This is a genomic window from Marinobacter halodurans, from assembly GCF_004327985.1.
GTDB classification, from domain to species: Bacteria; Pseudomonadota; Gammaproteobacteria; order Pseudomonadales; family Oleiphilaceae; genus Marinobacter_A; species Marinobacter_A halodurans.
Genome location: NZ_SJDL01000002.1, coordinates 162,020 through 177,065 on the forward strand (window position 1 = coordinate 162,020; position 15,046 = coordinate 177,065).

14 protein-coding genes are annotated in these 15,046 nt (G+C 61.9%); 10 read left to right on the forward strand and 4 right to left on the reverse strand.

The annotated features are described in order from the left end of the window. Window positions 1-102 precede the first annotated feature (102 nt). From mnmA to EZI54_RS02170, 5 genes are all read left to right on the forward strand, one after another. Window positions 103-1,248 carry a tRNA 2-thiouridine(34) synthase MnmA gene (gene mnmA / locus EZI54_RS02150; protein WP_131478655.1) on the forward strand — a complete coding sequence of 382 codons (1,146 nt, stop codon included), beginning with the start codon at window positions 103-105 and terminating at the stop codon, window positions 1,246-1,248. Between the two features lie 83 nt (window positions 1,249-1,331). Beyond that, on the forward strand, window positions 1,332-1,973 hold the full coding sequence (hflD, locus tag EZI54_RS02155; RefSeq protein WP_131478560.1) for a high frequency lysogenization protein HflD: 642 nt from the start codon (window positions 1,332-1,334) through the stop codon (window positions 1,971-1,973). 105 nt (window positions 1,974-2,078) lie between these two features. After that, window positions 2,079-3,446 carry an adenylosuccinate lyase gene (gene purB / locus EZI54_RS02160; protein ID WP_131478562.1) on the forward strand — a complete coding sequence of 456 codons (1,368 nt, stop codon included), beginning with the start codon at window positions 2,079-2,081 and terminating at the stop codon, window positions 3,444-3,446. Further along, window positions 3,446-4,603: a cupin domain-containing protein gene (locus EZI54_RS02165; RefSeq protein WP_131478564.1), complete on the forward strand. Its 1,158-nt coding sequence runs from the start codon at window positions 3,446-3,448 to the stop codon at window positions 4,601-4,603. The genes purB and EZI54_RS02165 overlap by 1 nt, the downstream gene beginning before the upstream one ends. Further along, on the forward strand, window positions 4,594-5,559 hold the full coding sequence (locus EZI54_RS02170) for a GNAT family N-acetyltransferase (protein WP_131478566.1): 966 nt from the start codon (window positions 4,594-4,596) through the stop codon (window positions 5,557-5,559). Before EZI54_RS02165 ends, EZI54_RS02170 begins: the two co-directional genes overlap by 10 nt. Here EZI54_RS02170 and EZI54_RS02175 read toward each other — a convergent pair. Beyond that, window positions 5,548-6,558, reverse strand: a complete 1,011-nt coding sequence (locus EZI54_RS02175; protein ID WP_131478568.1) for a LysR family transcriptional regulator — start codon at window positions 6,556-6,558, stop codon at window positions 5,548-5,550. The genes EZI54_RS02170 and EZI54_RS02175 overlap by 12 nt on opposite strands. Window positions 6,559-6,774: 216 nt before the next feature. Here EZI54_RS02175 and EZI54_RS02180 point away from each other — a divergent pair, with 216 nt between their 5' ends. Both EZI54_RS02180 and EZI54_RS02185 read left to right on the forward strand, forming a co-directional pair. Next, a complete protein-coding gene (locus EZI54_RS02180; protein WP_131478570.1) occupies window positions 6,775-7,551 on the forward strand; it encodes a hypothetical protein in 777 nt (258 codons plus the stop codon). Window positions 7,552-7,657: 106 nt separating this feature from the next. Next, window positions 7,658-9,919, forward strand: a complete 2,262-nt coding sequence (locus tag EZI54_RS02185; protein ID WP_131478657.1) for a hybrid sensor histidine kinase/response regulator — start codon at window positions 7,658-7,660, stop codon at window positions 9,917-9,919. On the opposite strand, the gene EZI54_RS02190 is transcribed toward EZI54_RS02185, so the two are convergent. The 3 genes from EZI54_RS02190 to EZI54_RS02200 form a co-directional block, all read right to left on the reverse strand. After that, window positions 9,907-10,374, reverse strand: coding sequence for a MarR family winged helix-turn-helix transcriptional regulator (locus EZI54_RS02190; RefSeq protein WP_131478572.1), 468 nt, complete (start codon window positions 10,372-10,374; stop codon window positions 9,907-9,909). The two genes, EZI54_RS02185 and EZI54_RS02190, sit on opposite strands and share 13 nt — an antisense overlap. Further along, window positions 10,374-10,859, reverse strand: coding sequence for a glutathione peroxidase (locus tag EZI54_RS02195; protein WP_131478574.1), 486 nt, complete (start codon window positions 10,857-10,859; stop codon window positions 10,374-10,376). The genes EZI54_RS02190 and EZI54_RS02195 overlap by 1 nt, the downstream gene beginning before the upstream one ends. Window positions 10,860-10,975: 116 nt before the next feature. Further along, on the reverse strand, window positions 10,976-11,644 hold the full coding sequence (locus tag EZI54_RS02200; protein ID WP_131478576.1) for a DNA-3-methyladenine glycosylase I: 669 nt from the start codon (window positions 11,642-11,644) through the stop codon (window positions 10,976-10,978). A gap of 312 nt (window positions 11,645-11,956) precedes the next feature. On the opposite strand from EZI54_RS02200, the gene EZI54_RS02205 reads away from it, so the two are divergent. The 3 genes from EZI54_RS02205 (at window position 11,957) to htpX (ending at window position 14,793) form a co-directional block, all read left to right on the forward strand. After that, a complete protein-coding gene (locus EZI54_RS02205) occupies window positions 11,957-13,171 on the forward strand; it encodes a pyridoxal phosphate-dependent aminotransferase (protein WP_131478579.1) in 1,215 nt (404 codons plus the stop codon). 25 nt (window positions 13,172-13,196) lie between these two features. Continuing rightward, window positions 13,197-13,661, forward strand: a complete 465-nt coding sequence (locus EZI54_RS02210) for a hypothetical protein (RefSeq protein WP_131478581.1) — start codon at window positions 13,197-13,199, stop codon at window positions 13,659-13,661. Window positions 13,662-13,911: 250 nt separating this feature from the next. After that, window positions 13,912-14,793 (forward strand): protease HtpX, encoded by an 882-nt coding sequence (gene htpX, locus EZI54_RS02215; RefSeq protein WP_131478583.1) that lies wholly within the window; start codon window positions 13,912-13,914, stop codon window positions 14,791-14,793. The last annotated feature ends 253 nt before the right edge of the window (window positions 14,794-15,046 follow it).

Here is a 15,046-nt window from a genome sequence, read left to right on the forward strand (position 1 = left end):
CATCTACGGATCACGCTGGCGCGGCAAACCTGTTAGAATGCGCGACATTCGTGGGCCAGCAAGGCCCGGTACATGTCCCATGAAACACGGTTCGTCTGCGCCATGACCGAGTCCACAACCAGAGACAACCAGAACACCCGCGTCATCGTCGGCATGTCCGGCGGTGTTGATTCGTCCGTCGCCGCCCTGCTGCTGAAGGAACAGGGCTACGCGGTCGAAGGCCTGTTCATGAAGAACTGGGACGAGGACGACGGCACCGAGTACTGCACCGCGATGACGGACCTCGCGGACGCGCAGGCGGTTGCCGACAGCATTGGCATCAAGCTGCACACCGCCAGCTTTGCCGCGGAATACTGGGACCGCGTGTTTGAGCACTTCCTGTCGGAGTACAAGGCCGGCCGCACACCGAACCCGGACATCCTGTGCAACAAGGAAGTCAAATTCCGCGCCTTTCTGGACTATGCCATTACCCTGGGCGCCGACTACATCGCCACCGGCCATTACGCCCGCCGCCGGGTGGACGGCGATGGTGTCGCGCAGTTGATCAAGGGCCTGGACGACAACAAAGACCAGAGCTATTTCCTGCATGCCGTTTCCGGTGAACGTATCGCCCGCACGCTGTTCCCCGTGGGCGAAATCGAAAAGCCGGAAGTGCGCCGGATTGCCGAGAGAGCCGGTCTGGTGACGCACGACAAGAAGGACTCCACCGGGATCTGCTTCATTGGCGAGCGTAAGTTCCGCGATTTCCTCAAGCAGTATATCCCGGCCCAACCGGGCGATATCGAAACACCGGACGGCGATGTCATCGGTCGCCATCAGGGCCTGATGTACCACACCATCGGCCAGCGTCAGGGACTGGGTATTGGCGGCCTGAGCCATTACAGCGACGACCCCTGGTATGTGGCGGAAAAGGACCTGGACCGCAACGTGCTGATCGCGGTCCAGGGCAAACAGCATCCCCTGCTGTTCTCCCGTGGGCTGACCAGCGGCCCCATCGACTGGGTGGCCGGGCACGCGCCGGCCAGCGAATTCCGCTGTCACGCCAAGACGCGCTACCGTCAGCCCGACCAGGCCTGCACCGTCACCGTCACGGGCAAAGGCTGCCGGGTCGTCTTCGACGACGCCCAGCGAGCCGTCACGCCCGGACAATCCGTGGTGTTCTACGACGGCGACGTTTGCCTGGGCGGCGGGGTGATCGAAACCACCTGGCGAGACCAGTCCCCGGCCCTGGATCGCTCGGCTTCCTGACCGTCGGTCCACCGGTCGCGAACCATTCCCGTGCAAGACTTTCCAACAACAAACCGGCCATCTGATAACGCTGTGAGGTCACCTTGAGCCGATCCCTGGAAGAACAGACACAAGCCCTGGCAGGCGTATTCCAGGCTGCCGAACTGGTTCAGCAGATTGCCCATCGGGGCCAGTGCGCGCCGTCCACGTTCGAAACCTGTATCCGCTCCCTGTTCATCACCGATCCGCCGGACACGCTCAGCGTCTACGGCGAGTTGCGGGATTTGCGGGAAGGACTGGCGGTGCTCTGCGGCCTGCTGAAGAAGCAGGACGGTCAGCAGGATGTGGAAATCCTGCGTTATGCCCTCAACCTCGTGCACCTGGAAGCCCGCCTGCGCAAACGTCCCGATATGATGGAGATTATCGGCAGCCGCATCGATCAGGCCCGGCACACTGCCGATCATTTTGGCTACAACCACGTCAACCTGATCAACAACCTCGCCTCCATCTACACCGACACCATCAGCACCTTCCGCCTGCGCATCCAGGTCACCGGCGACCCCAACCAGTTGCAGGTCCCGGAAAATGCCGCCCGTATCCGCGCACTGCTGCTGGCCGGCATCCGCTCTGCGGTCCTCTGGCGTCAGCTGGGCGGGCGCCGCTGGCACCTGGTGTTCTTCCGCAAGCGGGTCATCGAGGTGGCGCAGCGGCTTTCGGAGCAGGCCAACCAGGCCGTTTTCCACTGATTCCCGGCGCCGGGTGGTGTATCATAGGCGCCATTTTCCCACGCGGCGATTTGACCGGCCCGGCACAAGCCGCTGACAGCATCTGATCGAGTTGAGAGGTTTCTGATGGAATTGACTGCCCTGACCGCTATTTCACCGGTGGACGGCCGGTATGGCGAAAAAGTCCGTGTCTTTCGCGAGATTTTCAGCGAATACGGCCTGATCAGGAACCGCGTCACCGTGGAGATCCGCTGGCTGCAGCAACTGGCCGCCCATCCGGACATTACCGAAGTCCCGGCCCTGTCCGACAGCGCCAACGCCGTGCTGGACAAGCTGGTCAGCGAATTCAGCCTGGCCGACGCCGAGAGCATCAAGGCGATCGAACGTACCACGAACCACGACGTCAAGGCCGTGGAGTACTTCATCAAGGAAAAGATCGCCGGCACGCCCGAGCTGCACGCCATCACCGAGTTCGTGCACTTCGCCTGCACCTCCGAGGACATCAACAACCTGTCCCACGGCCTGATGCTGCGCGAGGGGCTCGACCTGGGCCTGGTGCCGGCGATGCAGAAAGTCATCGACCGTCTGACGGAGCTGGCCCGCGAACACGCCGACCAGCCCATGCTGTCCCGCACCCACGGCCAGACCGCCTCCCCCTCCACGGTCGGCAAGGAACTGGCCAATGTGGTCTACCGCCTGCGCCGCCAGCTGGACCAGGTCAAGACCGTGGAAATCCTGGGCAAGATCAACGGCGCCGTGGGCAACTACAACGCCCACCTGTCCGCTTACCCGAGTGTGGACTGGGCGGCCAATGCCGAATCCTTCGTCACCTCCCTGGGCCTGAACTGGAATCCGTACACCACCCAGATCGAGCCCCACGACTACATCGCCGAGCTGTTCGATGCCGTGGCCCGTTTCAACACCATCCTGATCGACCTGGACCGGGACATCTGGGGCTACATCTCCCTGGGCTACTTCAAGCAGAAGACCGTCGCCGGCGAAGTGGGCTCGTCCACCATGCCGCACAAGGTCAACCCGATCGACTTCGAAAACTCCGAAGGCAACCTGGGCATCGCCAACGCCCTGTTGAGTCACCTGTCGGCCAAGCTGCCCGTTTCCCGCTGGCAGCGTGACCTGACCGACTCCACCGTGCTGCGCAACCTGGGGGTTGGCTTCGCCCACAGCCTGATCGCCTATGAAGCGACCCTGAAAGGCCTGGGCAAGCTGGAAGTGAATCCCGGCCGCCTGGACGACGATCTCGATCACGCCTGGGAAGTCCTGGCCGAGCCGATCCAGACCGTGATGCGCCGCTACAACATCGAGAAGCCCTACGAGAAGCTCAAGGAGCTGACCCGGGGCAAGGCGATGACGCCGGAGCTGATCCAGGAGTTCGTACGCAACCTGGACATCCCCCAGGCGGCGAAGGATGAACTGCTGGCCCTGACACCGGCCACCTACACCGGCAATGCGGCCGACCAGGCCAAGGCGATCTGATGCAGATCCCCGGTGGACTCGATGCCGACGTTTTCCTGCGTGACTACTGGCAGAAGAAGCCACTGGTGATCCGTCAGGCCTTTCCGGACCTGACCTCACCGGTCTCCGCCGACGAGCTAGCCGGCCTGGCCTGCGAGGAAGCGGTGGAGTCGCGCATCGTGATCGAGGACGACGGCGGCCGCCCCTGGCAACTGGAAAACGGTCCGTTCGCGCCGGAGCGTTTCGAATCGCTGCCGGCCACCCACTGGACCCTGCTGGTCCAGGGGCTGGACCATTGGGTGCCGGAGCTGGCGCCACTGCTGGACCGTTTTCGCTTCGTGCCCAACTGGCGGCTGGACGACATCATGGCCAGCTATGCCCCCGAAGGCGGCAGCGTAGGCCCGCATTACGATCAGTACGATGTGTTCCTGCTGCAGGCGGAAGGCAGTCGCGAGTGGCACTTCGGCGGCCCCTGTGATGAAACGTCACCCCGGGTCGAAGGCACGCCGCTGCGCATCCTGAGCGACTGGCGCGGCGAGGAAACCGTTGTCCTTGAACCCGGCGACATGCTCTACCTGCCACCGGGCATCGGCCATCACGGCATTGCCCGCGGCGACTGCATCACCCTGTCGGTCGGCTTCCGCGCACCCAGTTACGACGATATCCTGACCGGCTTCAGCGACTTCCTGTGCAACCAGCCCGGTGCCGAACAGCTGCTGCGGGACCCGGACCTGACAACCCAGGACAATCCGGGCGAAATCACGCCGGCCGCCATCGACGGCGTCAGCCGCATCGTCGAGTCGGCGCTGGAACGCCGGGACCTCCTGGCCCTCTGGCTGGGTCAGTATACGACCGCGCCCAAGAACGCCCACATCGTGGTGCCACCCGAGGAGCCGGTGGATGCCGACAGCCTCTGCAGCGCCCTGGACAACGGCGCCTGGCTGCGCTGGAACGAAGGCTCCCGTTTTGCTTACCATAATCTGGAAGAGCAGACGGCGCTGTTCGTCGACGGGGAACGCTACATGCTGAGCGGCGATGCCCGCGGCATCGCCCCCCTCCTCTGCGCCGGCCATCGGCCGGATCCGGAGCGGATGGCCGAACTGGCCCGGGATGAGGCTCTGGGCGGTCTGCTCACGACACTGATCAACCAGGGCAGTCTTTATCTCGAATGGAACTGAAAATCCGCAAGTACAGCTGGCAACTGGCCCCGTCGGCCATCCGCGACATTCGCCAGACCGTCTTCATTGACGAGCAGGGCGTGCCGGCGGACCTGGAGTGGGACGAGACGGACGAGATCTCAGACCACTTCATCGGTGTACTTCCGGACAATACCCCGGTCGCCGTGGCACGGCTTGTGCCATCGGTAACGGATGTCGGGCACATCGGCCGCATGGCGATCCTCAGGGAGCACCGGGGCCGGGGCTATGGCGAGCAGATGCTTCGGCACATCATGCAGGAGGCCGCCAGCCAGTTCGACCAGTTACACCTGAGCGCCCAGCAATACGCGGTGCCGTTCTACGAAAAGCTGGGCTTCCACGTCTGCTCCACACCCTACGACGATGCCGGCATTCCTCACCTGGATATGCGCTGCCTGGCCGCCCCCCAGATCCTGGCCGGCGGAAGCAGAACGCATAACCCAACCATTCTCGGCCGGGATGACAGCACCTGGCACTTTGCCCAGGAAGGTGAGTACCACAACCTGCTGGATACGGTCGCAGGCCAGGCCAGCCAGCGCATCTGGCTCTATGACCGGCTGCTGGAGCATGACCTCTATGACCGCCAGCGCCTGCGCGACATCTTCTCGGAGATGGCGCGCCGCCATCGCGTCTGCGAGATCCGCCTGCTGGTCCACGACGACAAGCCGCTGGTCCAGCGCCGGCACCAGCTTGTCCAACTGATGAAGCGGCTTCCCAGCAAGATCGAACTGCGGCTGGTGAACCCGGATTACCCCAGCGAGGAACAGGCGTTCCTGCTCGCCGACCGGGACGCCCTGGCCTACCGGCACCGGTTCGACAGTCTCGAGGGTTGGGCCCGGTTCGCCGATTCCGGCCGGGTCAAGCTCCAGGCCGAGGCCTTCCAGCGCATGTGGGATACCGCCAGACCCTCCCTGGAGCTGCGCGAGCTACCGCTCTGACTGCATACTGGGTCTAACGCCCTGATCCTCGAACGGACGACCAAAGTCGGCAAACTCCACATCGACTTCAGCCGCCACCTCGGCGATCAGCCGACGCAGCCACTGGTGGTCCGGATTGTGCTGGAGCAAGGGGCTCCAGGCCATCTTCAGTTCGAACGGCGGAATGGTGAACGGCGGCACCTTCACCACGAGGTTGGCGTTTTCCCGCTGTAGCCAGGCGGCCCGGCTGGGCAGGGTGGCAATCAGGTCGTGCTGCTCCGCCAGCAGCATCGCCACCTGGTAGTGCCGGGTGAAAACCGAGATACGGCGCTTGCGGCCCATCAGGGACAGGGCCTCATCCACCCAGCCCAGGCGCTGCACGTCCTGGGGGTTCACCCCGACGCCGACACCGAACCCGGTCTTGCTCACCCAGATATGGCTGGCGTCCAGGTAGGTGTCCAGCGTAAACGGCTCGCGCAGGATCGGGTTCTTGGCGTTCATCAGGCAGGCAAAGTATTCGGTCCAGAGCGTTTTCTGGTGAAACGACTGGGGTAGCTTGTCGAATCGGTTGATCGCCATGTCCAGGCGCCCCTGCTCCACATCCGGAAAACTGACATCACTGGGCGTCAACACATCCAGCGTGACATGGGGGGCTTCCTGGCGGATGCGGCGCAGCACCCGGGGAATCAGGCAGGATTCCGCATAGTCACTGGCCATGATCCGGAAAACCCGGTTACTCTGGGCCGCATCAAATTCCGATTTGGCCTGGACCGCCCGCTCGATATCCGCCAGCACGTTGCGTACCAGGGGCTTGAGTTCACGGGCGCGCTCGGTTGCGGTCATGCCTTCGCTGGTGCGCACCAGCAGCGGGTCACCGAACAGGTCCCGGAGGCGGCGCAGGCCATTGCTCATCGCCGGTTGCGTGATGCCCAGGTGGTTGGCCGCCTTGGTCACGTTCTTTTCCCGGAGCAACACATCCAGGTAGACCAACAGGTTGAGATCAACGCGCGAAATGTCCATGAAGTCATCCAGTCACCGGTTTGAGAGCCAGAGTACCATTCATGCAAAAAATGCAAAACCCAGACTTCATTACCCTGATAAATCAAAGCTTCCCGCCCCAAATCAGGCAGGTTGCTCGCACACATAACTTAACCCTTTGAAAGTGCGTATTGCGCTATACTCGAAAGCGGCATAATCGGCGCGTATCAGAATCATAGAGAGACGGCAGTCTGAAACATGGATACAACCACCATCGTCATCTTTTTCGCAGTTATCGTCCTTCTTTCCATCGCCGTTATTGTCTTCGTGCAAATCCGGGAAAAGGCCAGGATAGAACGGGCAAGACGGGCCAAGACGCTTGAAGACACATTCCGGCTGACCCAGCGCCTGCTGGACGAGTTGCCGCCCCAGTATCTGACCCAGGACCTGAAATCCATCATGCTGATGCGGGCCGACGAAGTCTGCCGCAGTCTGGCCGACCTGAAGACCGACCTGCCGGTCAAGCAATGGGCGGACGAGACCAGGACTCGCCGCCAGCGCCTGGAAGATGGCGCCGACGAGCGCTCTCCCCAGCGCATCGACACGCCCGGTCGAGCGGCCGAGGTGAAAGGCCTGCTGCAATCCCTGTTCCGGCTGATCGAGGGCATGCAGCAACGCAACCGGATCGAGTCGACAGTCGCCCGCAAGAACCTGAAACTTGTCCTGTTCCTGGTCCACAAGACCCAGGCTGACTACCACGTCTCACAAGCTCGTGAGATGATCCGGCAGAATCAGGTCCGAAAGGCGATTCACGCCTACCACCTCGCGTCCACCGAACTGGGCAAGGCCAAGGACAACCCGATGGCGGTCAAGGCCATCAAGAGCTTCCGCACCCGTATCAAGGAGCTGGAAGCCATGGCCAGCGCCCAGGAAGGCGACCCGGGCAAGGACCAGGAAAAGCATCGCCTCGACAAGGAATGGGATTCTTTCCTGCACGAAGAAGAATGGAAAAAAAAGGCCGATTACGACGATTAGTGCACCGGCCTCCGTCATCAGTGCAACAGGGATTGTTTAAGCTGTGAGTACGCCCTTCACCAAACGCCTGTCATTCCGGCTGACCCGCAACACGGTCCTGCTGGCCATGGCACTGGGTATCCTGCTCAACATGATCCAGGTGACCCTGGACTATTTCAGCGCCCGGGAGAGCATGGACGAAGAGATCCGGGCGTTGATGGACATCAGCTTCAGTCCCGCTTCGCAAATTGCCTATAACATCGATACCCGGCTGGCCAAGGAGCTGCTCGACGGCCTCCTGCGCCATCCGGCCATCGTCGACGCGCGCATCGTCGACCCGGATGGCCGCATCCTGGCGGCTTCCACGCGTCCATCGACCGACTCCGCATACCGCTTCCTCAGTGATTTCCTGTTCGGACCCAACCGGGAGTACAGCGAGAACCTGCGGGTCCCCCAGCTCGAGGAAATCCCGCTGGGCCAGTTGGAAGTGCGCATCGATACCTACCACTATGGCACGGCCTTCCTGAGCCGGGCGGCCTACACCCTGGTCAGCGGGTTCCTGAAAAGCCTGATTCTCAGCGTCATCCTGCTGTTCATTTTCTATTTCATCCTGACCAAGCCGTTGATGCGGGTGATCCAGGCGCTGCATGAAGTGGATCCGAAAACCCCCGAGAAAATCCGCCTGCCGGTACCCCGGAATCACAGCTCCGACGAAATCGGCCAGATGGTTGGCATCATCAACCAGCACCTCGACACCATCGACAGCAGTCTCGATCAGGTCCGCCTGGCCGAAAGCAAGATGAAGCACTACTCGTCCAAACTGGAACGGGAAGTCGAGGACCGCACGCGGGAAATCTCCGAGAAGAACGAAGCCCTGCAACGGGGCAACCGGGCCCTGATCCGCGCCAAGGAGGATGCCGTTCACCGGGCCCGCAGCCGGGCCAACTTCCTGGCCAGCATGAGCCATGAGATCCGGACGCCGCTTAACGGCGTGCTGGGCATGCTCAGCCTGACACTGGAAAGTGAGCTGTCGCCCAGTCAGCGCAACCGCCTGGAAATCGCCTATAACGCCGGCCAGAGCCTGCTCAGCCTGCTCAACGACATCCTGGACATCTCCAAGGTCGAAGCCGGCAAACTGAATCTCGAGGCGATCGAATTCAACCTGCGCGAAGTCATCGAGGAATGCGCCACCCTGCTCAGCCAACAGGCCCTCAGCCGCAACGTCGAAATGGTCATTGACATCGATCCCGACTTACCCGAGACCCTTCAGGGCGACCCGACCCGCGTGCGGCAGATCGTCAACAACCTCCTGGGCAACGGCATCAAGTTCACGGAATCCGGCGAAGTCCGTATTCGCGCCGTGACCCGCAATGGCGAGACCCGCATTGATGTGATCGACACCGGCATCGGCATGAACGATGAAACCCTGCGCCGGATTTTCTCACCGTTCTCACAGGGCAAGGCCGATACCACCCGCCGTTATGGCGGCACCGGCCTCGGGCTGACGCTCTGCCGCCAGTTGGTGGAACGGATGCACGGCCATATCACCGTGGAATCCCGCGAGCACAACGGAACCCACTTCACCGTTATCCTGCCTCTGCCGGTGCGTACCCCGGCCCGGAAGAACGCATTCGATCAGTCCCCCCTCCGTGAGCAGGGCGTTATCCTCGATATCCCTCACGACAACCCGCACCGGCTGCCCCTGGAGCGCCAGTTGCAAGCCTGGCAGATTCCGGTGCACACCCGGGACGAAGGTCCGGCAGCAGCCTATCTCTGTGACAGTAAGACGCTGACCCGCGGCTCACTGGCCGATCAGCCCCTGGATTGCCCCCTGGTCCTGATCGGCGAGCCGGAGCAGGCCATCCACACGGTGTCCGGCCAGAAAGTCCGCGCTATCGCCCTGCCCCTGAGGCGTAACCAGCTTGAGCAGACCCTGCTGCTGGCAACCGGTGAGTCGGTGCCAAGCATCCCGGCCACCGACGCAGACGCAACGGAACCCAGCACCAACCTCAACATCCTTCTGGTGGAAGACAATCGCGTCAACCAGATCGTGGCCAGCAGCATGCTGCGCAAGCTGGGCTATCGGGTGGACCTGGCGGAAAACGGTGAGCGTGCCCTGGCGGCGCTGGACAAGCAGAGCTACGACATCGTGCTGATGGACTGCCAGATGCCGGTGATGGACGGCTATGCCGCCACCAAACGCATCCGCAAGCATCCGGAATGGCGCGACCTGCCGGTGATCGCGGTAACGGCCAACGTCATGCAGGGCGACAAGGATGACTGCCTGGCCGCCGGCATGAACGACTACGTCACCAAGCCCTACAACAAGGACGAGCTGCGTCAGGTGATCGAGCACTGGGCCAGCCAGACTGTCCGTCAGGGCAACTGATCCAGCAGTGCCTGCAGGCTCCTGCGCAGTGACTGGGCCTGCTCCAGATCCAGGCCACTGCGGCACAGCAGCTTCCCGGGCACCTCCAGCGCCCGTTGTCGCAGGGCGCGCCCCTCTTCGGTCAGCGCCAGGGTCACCACCCGCTCGTCGTCGGGATGTCGCCGGCGCTGCAGCAGGTTGCGGGCCTCAAGGCGCTTGAGCAATGGCGTCAGTGTGCCCGAATCCAGCTTCAGGCGCCGGCCGACAAACGACACGCTGATCCGTTCAGCGTCCGGTGCCTGCCCCCCGGCGGGCGGATCCACCTCCCAGAGAACCAGCATGACCAGATACTGTGGATACGTCAGCCCCAAGGCATCCAACAACGGACGATAGAGCCCGGTGACGGCACGATTCGCCGCGTAGAGCGCAAAGCAGACCTGGTTATCCAGTGCCAGGGGATCGTTGTTTCCAGCCATCAGAGCAGTTTTTCGATGTCTTTCCGGAGATCTTCCGGCTTGGCGGTGGGCGGGTAACGCTTGACCACCTCTCCCTGGCGGTTTACCAGGAACTTGGTGAAGTTCCACTTGATCTTCTCCGAGCCCATCAACCCCTTGGCCTGGTGCTTGAGGAAGCGGTATAGCGGGTGGGTGTTGTCACCGTTCACCTCGATCTTGGCGAACATCGGGAAATCCACCCCGTAGTTCAGGCTGCAGAACTGGCTGATCTCGTCGTTACTGCCGGGATCCTGACTGAGAAACTGGTTGCAGGGAAAGCCCAGCACCTCGAAGCCCTTATCGCCCAGTTCCTTATGCAGGGTCTGCAAACCTTCGAACTGTGGCGTAAAACCGCATTTACTGGCGGTATTCACGATTAGCAGGACCTGGCCGCTGTAGTCGGCCATGGCGCGGGTATTCCCCTTGATGTCCTGGACCTCGATGTCATAGAGGCTCTCTGTTGTCATTCCGTTGTCTCCTGTGGTGTCGGCAAGGCCGGGAAGGCTCTATTTATATTGAAGGCCATTCAATTGTGCACAATTAGAATAGCGCAAACAAGTCCGGAGCACCCGGTCCGATACGGTCAATCCACCGTCATCGAGAGCATTCGACTGATATGGGCAAACGGCAGCCCCGACTGTTCACGCCAGGTCACGAAGGCCTCATTCACGGCCTGCCTGTCGGCCTTGCGGGTCGGTTTGCTGTCGATGACATTGGATGCCTGCAGCGCGGCAATCACGTCATCGGTCAACAGGAAGGTATCGCGGCCTGCCAGCCGCAGGAAGCGGGCCCCAGACTGACCGCCCATACGCTGGAAGCGGCGGCCCAGCCAGGCCCACAGGCCGAACAGATCGTCGTCCGGCCAGTTGGCCAGGAACCGGCCAAAGCCACCCTCGGCCTGGCTGACACGGTACAGCTCTCCGGCATTGACCGGAATGGTCCGTAACTTCCCCCAGTGGCGGATCAATTCCGGATTCTGCATGGCCGACTCCAACTGTTCCTCGGACAACAGCATCAGCTTTTCCGGCTCGAACCCCCAGAACCAGGCCTCGAACGCCGGCCAACGATCATTGATGACACTGTGCTTCATGCCGGCCTGGAAAATCCGGCGGGTCATGACGGACAGGAAGTAGCTGTCCGGCAGGGCCGCCAGCGCCTCAGGTGGGCGCACGGCCGGCATCCGCTCCGCGAGCGCCCTGGCGCCACCCGCGCGAGCGGCCGCCCGATCCTGAATCACCTGAAACGCCAGCATGCAAGCCTCCTCGATGTCGTCACCCGGAACTGTACCGACCGCACGCGGCGGTACTGTGTCTCTCAAAATCCGGGCCATTGTGCCATTATTCATCACAATTCAGGAGTGTTCCGGCCTTTCTACCCTACCGGCGGTTTGGCTAGAATAAGGAACCTCCGGGCCGGTCCCGGCCTTTCCCTGGCACGCTTCCCAGATGGTCAGCGCAAGGTTCACCGCAAACCGATACCGACCAAGCGGTTTGCCTGGCCAGGCTATGGCCTTTGCAGGAGTCCGGGATATCATTTGCCATCGACCAAGCAGGAAACAAGCAACATGCAGAACCTCAAGAAGTCATCCAAGCTGGATAACGTGTGTTATGAGATCCGCGGTCCGGTTCTGCGTGAAGCCCGTCGCCTGGAAGAGGAAGGCCACCGCGTCCTCAAACTGAACATCGGCAACCCGGCCGCCTTCGAGCTGGACATTCCCGAGGAAATCCAGCAGGACGTCATCTACAATCTGCATTCGGCCCAGGGCTATGTGGAATCCAAGGGCCTGTTCTCGGCCCGTAAGGCGATCATGCATTACTGCCAGCAGCGCGGCATCGACAAGGTGGACATCGACGATATCTACCTGGGCAACGGCGTCAGTGAGTTGATCGTCATGTCCATGCAGGCGCTGCTCAATACCGGTGACGAGGTGCTGGTCCCCGCGCCCGACTACCCGCTCTGGACCGCGGCTGTCACCCTGTCCAGCGGCAAGCCGGTGCACTACCATTGCGACGAGGCCCAGGACTGGTTCCCGGACATCGACGACATCAAGAGCAAGATCACGTCCCGGACCCGGGCGATCGTGGTGATCAACCCGAACAACCCGACCGGTGCCGTCTACCCGCCGGAACTGCTGGAGCAGATTGTCGAGCTGGCCCGCCAGCACAACCTCATCGTCCTGTCCGACGAGATCTACGACAAGATCCTGTATGACGGTGCCAAGCATGTCCCCACCGCTTCCCTGGCCGACGACGTGCTGTTCTTCACCTACAACGGGCTGTCCAAGAACTACCGTGCCGCCGGCTACCGCTCCGGCTGGATGATTATCAGCGGCGCCAAGCACAAGGCCATCGACCTGATCGAAGGCATCGAGATGCTGGCCTCCATGCGCCTGTGCTCCAACGTGCCTGCACAACTGGCCATCCAGACCGCGCTGGGCGGCTACCAGTCCATCAATGACCTGGTGGCCCCGGGCGGGCGCCTGTACGAGCAGCGCGAGACGGCCTGGTCCCTGCTTAACGACATCCCCGGCGTCAGCTGCGTGAAGCCACAGGGGGCGCTGTACATGTTCCCGCGCCTGGACGCCAAGCGCTACCCGATCCATAACGACGAGAAACTGGTGTTCGATCTGCTGTTGCAGGAGCGCATCCTGCTGGTACAGGGGTCAGCGTTCAATATCGACGACAAACAGCATCTGCGGGTGGTATTCCTGCCCCGTGTGGATACGCTGGAAGATGCCATGAAACGTCTGGCACACTTTCTGGCGACCTACCAGCAGTAATTCACCGGTAAAGCGAACGGCGGCCATGGCGGATATTCATATCGAGGAATTCTACCGGGATACGGCCATTATCCTGGTACAGCTGTACAACGCCTTCCCGCGCAAGGTCAGCCTTTATGTGGAAGACATCTCCGGGCCGGATTCCCCCGATGAATTCGGCCTGCACAGCCGCCGGCACCGGGCCTGCTTCTCAACCATGCTGTGGCTGGCCGACGAAGGTCACATCCGCTACGACGACACCATCCACCAGGATGCCGTCGACCAAGTGGTGCTGACCCAGCCGGCCTTCACGCGCCTCAATGCCCCCGTACGCACGGAGCACCTGCCCGACTCACTGACAGGGACCTACCCGGAGGATACCGACGGCCTGCCGCCCGCCGTACAGGCCGATCTGGCCACCAACATCCATCTGCTCCGGGTCGCCCTGAAAAATGGCAACTCGTCGCTGATCGCCGACGCGGTCCAGTCCGTATTATTTGTCGGAAACTGACACATGCGAGGGCGTTCCATCGAAAACTAATGCCGGCCAATACGGTCAAAGAGGTCGTTTAACCATCCGGAGATCGGAGCGTTAATTCCCTGTCAGGCTATTGAACGCCGCAGGGGCTGCCCCGATATAAAGGCTGGATCGGGGGATTGTGGAGAGCTCCGTGCCAAGCGGCCCTCTCCGGAATCCCTTGCCCGGAGCAAACCATGTCCACTGACATTCCGGGCCTGACCACTCTGGAGAATGGAGAACGATGAGAATCCTCTTGTTCCTGGCCACCAACCTGGCCGTGATTTTTGTAGCCAGCATCACGTTGAAGCTGTTCGGCGTGGACTCGTACCTGGCGCAGAACGGTATTGCCTACGGCAACCTGCTGGTCTTCGCCGCCGTTTTCGGTTTTGCCGGCTCCATCATTTCCCTGCTCATTTCCAAGCGCATGGCTTTATGGAGCACCCGCGCCCAGATCATCGAGCAGCCCCGCACCCCTGCTGAACGCTGGCTCGTGGAAACCGTGGGCGAACTGGCCCGCCAGGCCGGCATCAAGATGCCGGATGTGGCGATTTTCCCGGCCCAGCAATCCAATGCTTTCGCCACCGGCTGGAACAGGAACGACGCCCTGGTCGCTGTCAGCGACGGCCTGTTACAACGTTTCGACAAGAATGAAATCCGTGCCGTTCTGGGGCACGAGATCGGTCACGTCGCTAATGGCGACATGGTGACCCTGGCCCTGATCCAGGGGGTGGTCAACACGTTTGTGATTTTCGCGGCACGGGTGATCGGTTCGATCGTGGATCGCGTGATCCTGCGCAACGAGAACGGCCATGGCATCGGCTTCTTCGTGGTCAGTATGATCGCCGAAGTGGTCCTGGGCATCCTGGCCAGCACCATTGTGTTCTGGTTCTCCCGCCGTCGCGAGTTCCGGGCCGACATCGCCGGTGCCCGATTGGCCGGGAGCGGCGCCATGATCAGCGCCCTCAACCACCTGCGCCGGGAAAGTGAAATGCCGGACCAGATGCCGGATTCCCTGCAGGCGTTCGGGATCAACCGCGGTGCCCGGGGCGGCCTGGCCGCCCTGTTCATGACGCACCCGCCGCTGGAAGAGCGCATTGCGGCGTTGCAGAGGCTTGGTTCATAACACCCGTCAACATCTCACCCGCGGGGCATCTCCGGATGCCCCGTTCCCCACCTTCGTACTATGGCCGTCCGGCCGGATCACTGTCACACTGTTTGAAGAAGACAGCCAAATCGATCCGCGTGACGGGAACAGGATCACGCATCGACTGTCATGTTCGCGACATAATCGATGGGTAGTCTGATTTCGAAAGGGCAAGGACAAGCCCGGGAAAAAAGGCTGATGGTGCCCTAGAGGTGACCGCCAGCAACTCCCC

What these genes read in the sequence shown, in the direction of transcription:
- mnmA (WP_131478655.1), top strand. Translation starts at nt 103, where the DNA reads ATGACCGAGTCCACAACCAGAGACAACCAGAACACCCGCGTCATCGTC.
- purB (WP_131478562.1), top strand. Translation starts at nt 2,079, where the DNA reads ATGGAATTGACTGCCCTGACCGCTATTTCACCGGTGGACGGCCGGTAT.
- EZI54_RS02165 (WP_131478564.1), top strand. Translation starts at nt 3,446, where the DNA reads ATGCAGATCCCCGGTGGACTCGATGCCGACGTTTTCCTGCGTGACTAC.
- EZI54_RS02170 (WP_131478566.1), top strand. Translation starts at nt 4,594, where the DNA reads ATGGAACTGAAAATCCGCAAGTACAGCTGGCAACTGGCCCCGTCGGCC.
- EZI54_RS02175 (WP_131478568.1), bottom strand. Translation starts at nt 6,558, where the DNA reads ATGGACATTTCGCGCGTTGATCTCAACCTGTTGGTCTACCTGGATGTG.
- EZI54_RS02180 (WP_131478570.1), top strand. Translation starts at nt 6,775, where the DNA reads ATGGATACAACCACCATCGTCATCTTTTTCGCAGTTATCGTCCTTCTT.
- EZI54_RS02185 (WP_131478657.1), top strand. Translation starts at nt 7,658, where the DNA reads ATGGCACTGGGTATCCTGCTCAACATGATCCAGGTGACCCTGGACTAT.
- EZI54_RS02190 (WP_131478572.1), bottom strand. Translation starts at nt 10,374, where the DNA reads ATGGCTGGAAACAACGATCCCCTGGCACTGGATAACCAGGTCTGCTTT.
- EZI54_RS02195 (WP_131478574.1), bottom strand. Translation starts at nt 10,859, where the DNA reads ATGACAACAGAGAGCCTCTATGACATCGAGGTCCAGGACATCAAGGGG.
- EZI54_RS02200 (WP_131478576.1), bottom strand. Translation starts at nt 11,644, where the DNA reads ATGCTGGCGTTTCAGGTGATTCAGGATCGGGCGGCCGCTCGCGCGGGT.
- EZI54_RS02205 (WP_131478579.1), top strand. Translation starts at nt 11,957, where the DNA reads ATGCAGAACCTCAAGAAGTCATCCAAGCTGGATAACGTGTGTTATGAG.
- EZI54_RS02210 (WP_131478581.1), top strand. Translation starts at nt 13,197, where the DNA reads ATGGCGGATATTCATATCGAGGAATTCTACCGGGATACGGCCATTATC.
- htpX (WP_131478583.1), top strand. Translation starts at nt 13,912, where the DNA reads ATGAGAATCCTCTTGTTCCTGGCCACCAACCTGGCCGTGATTTTTGTA.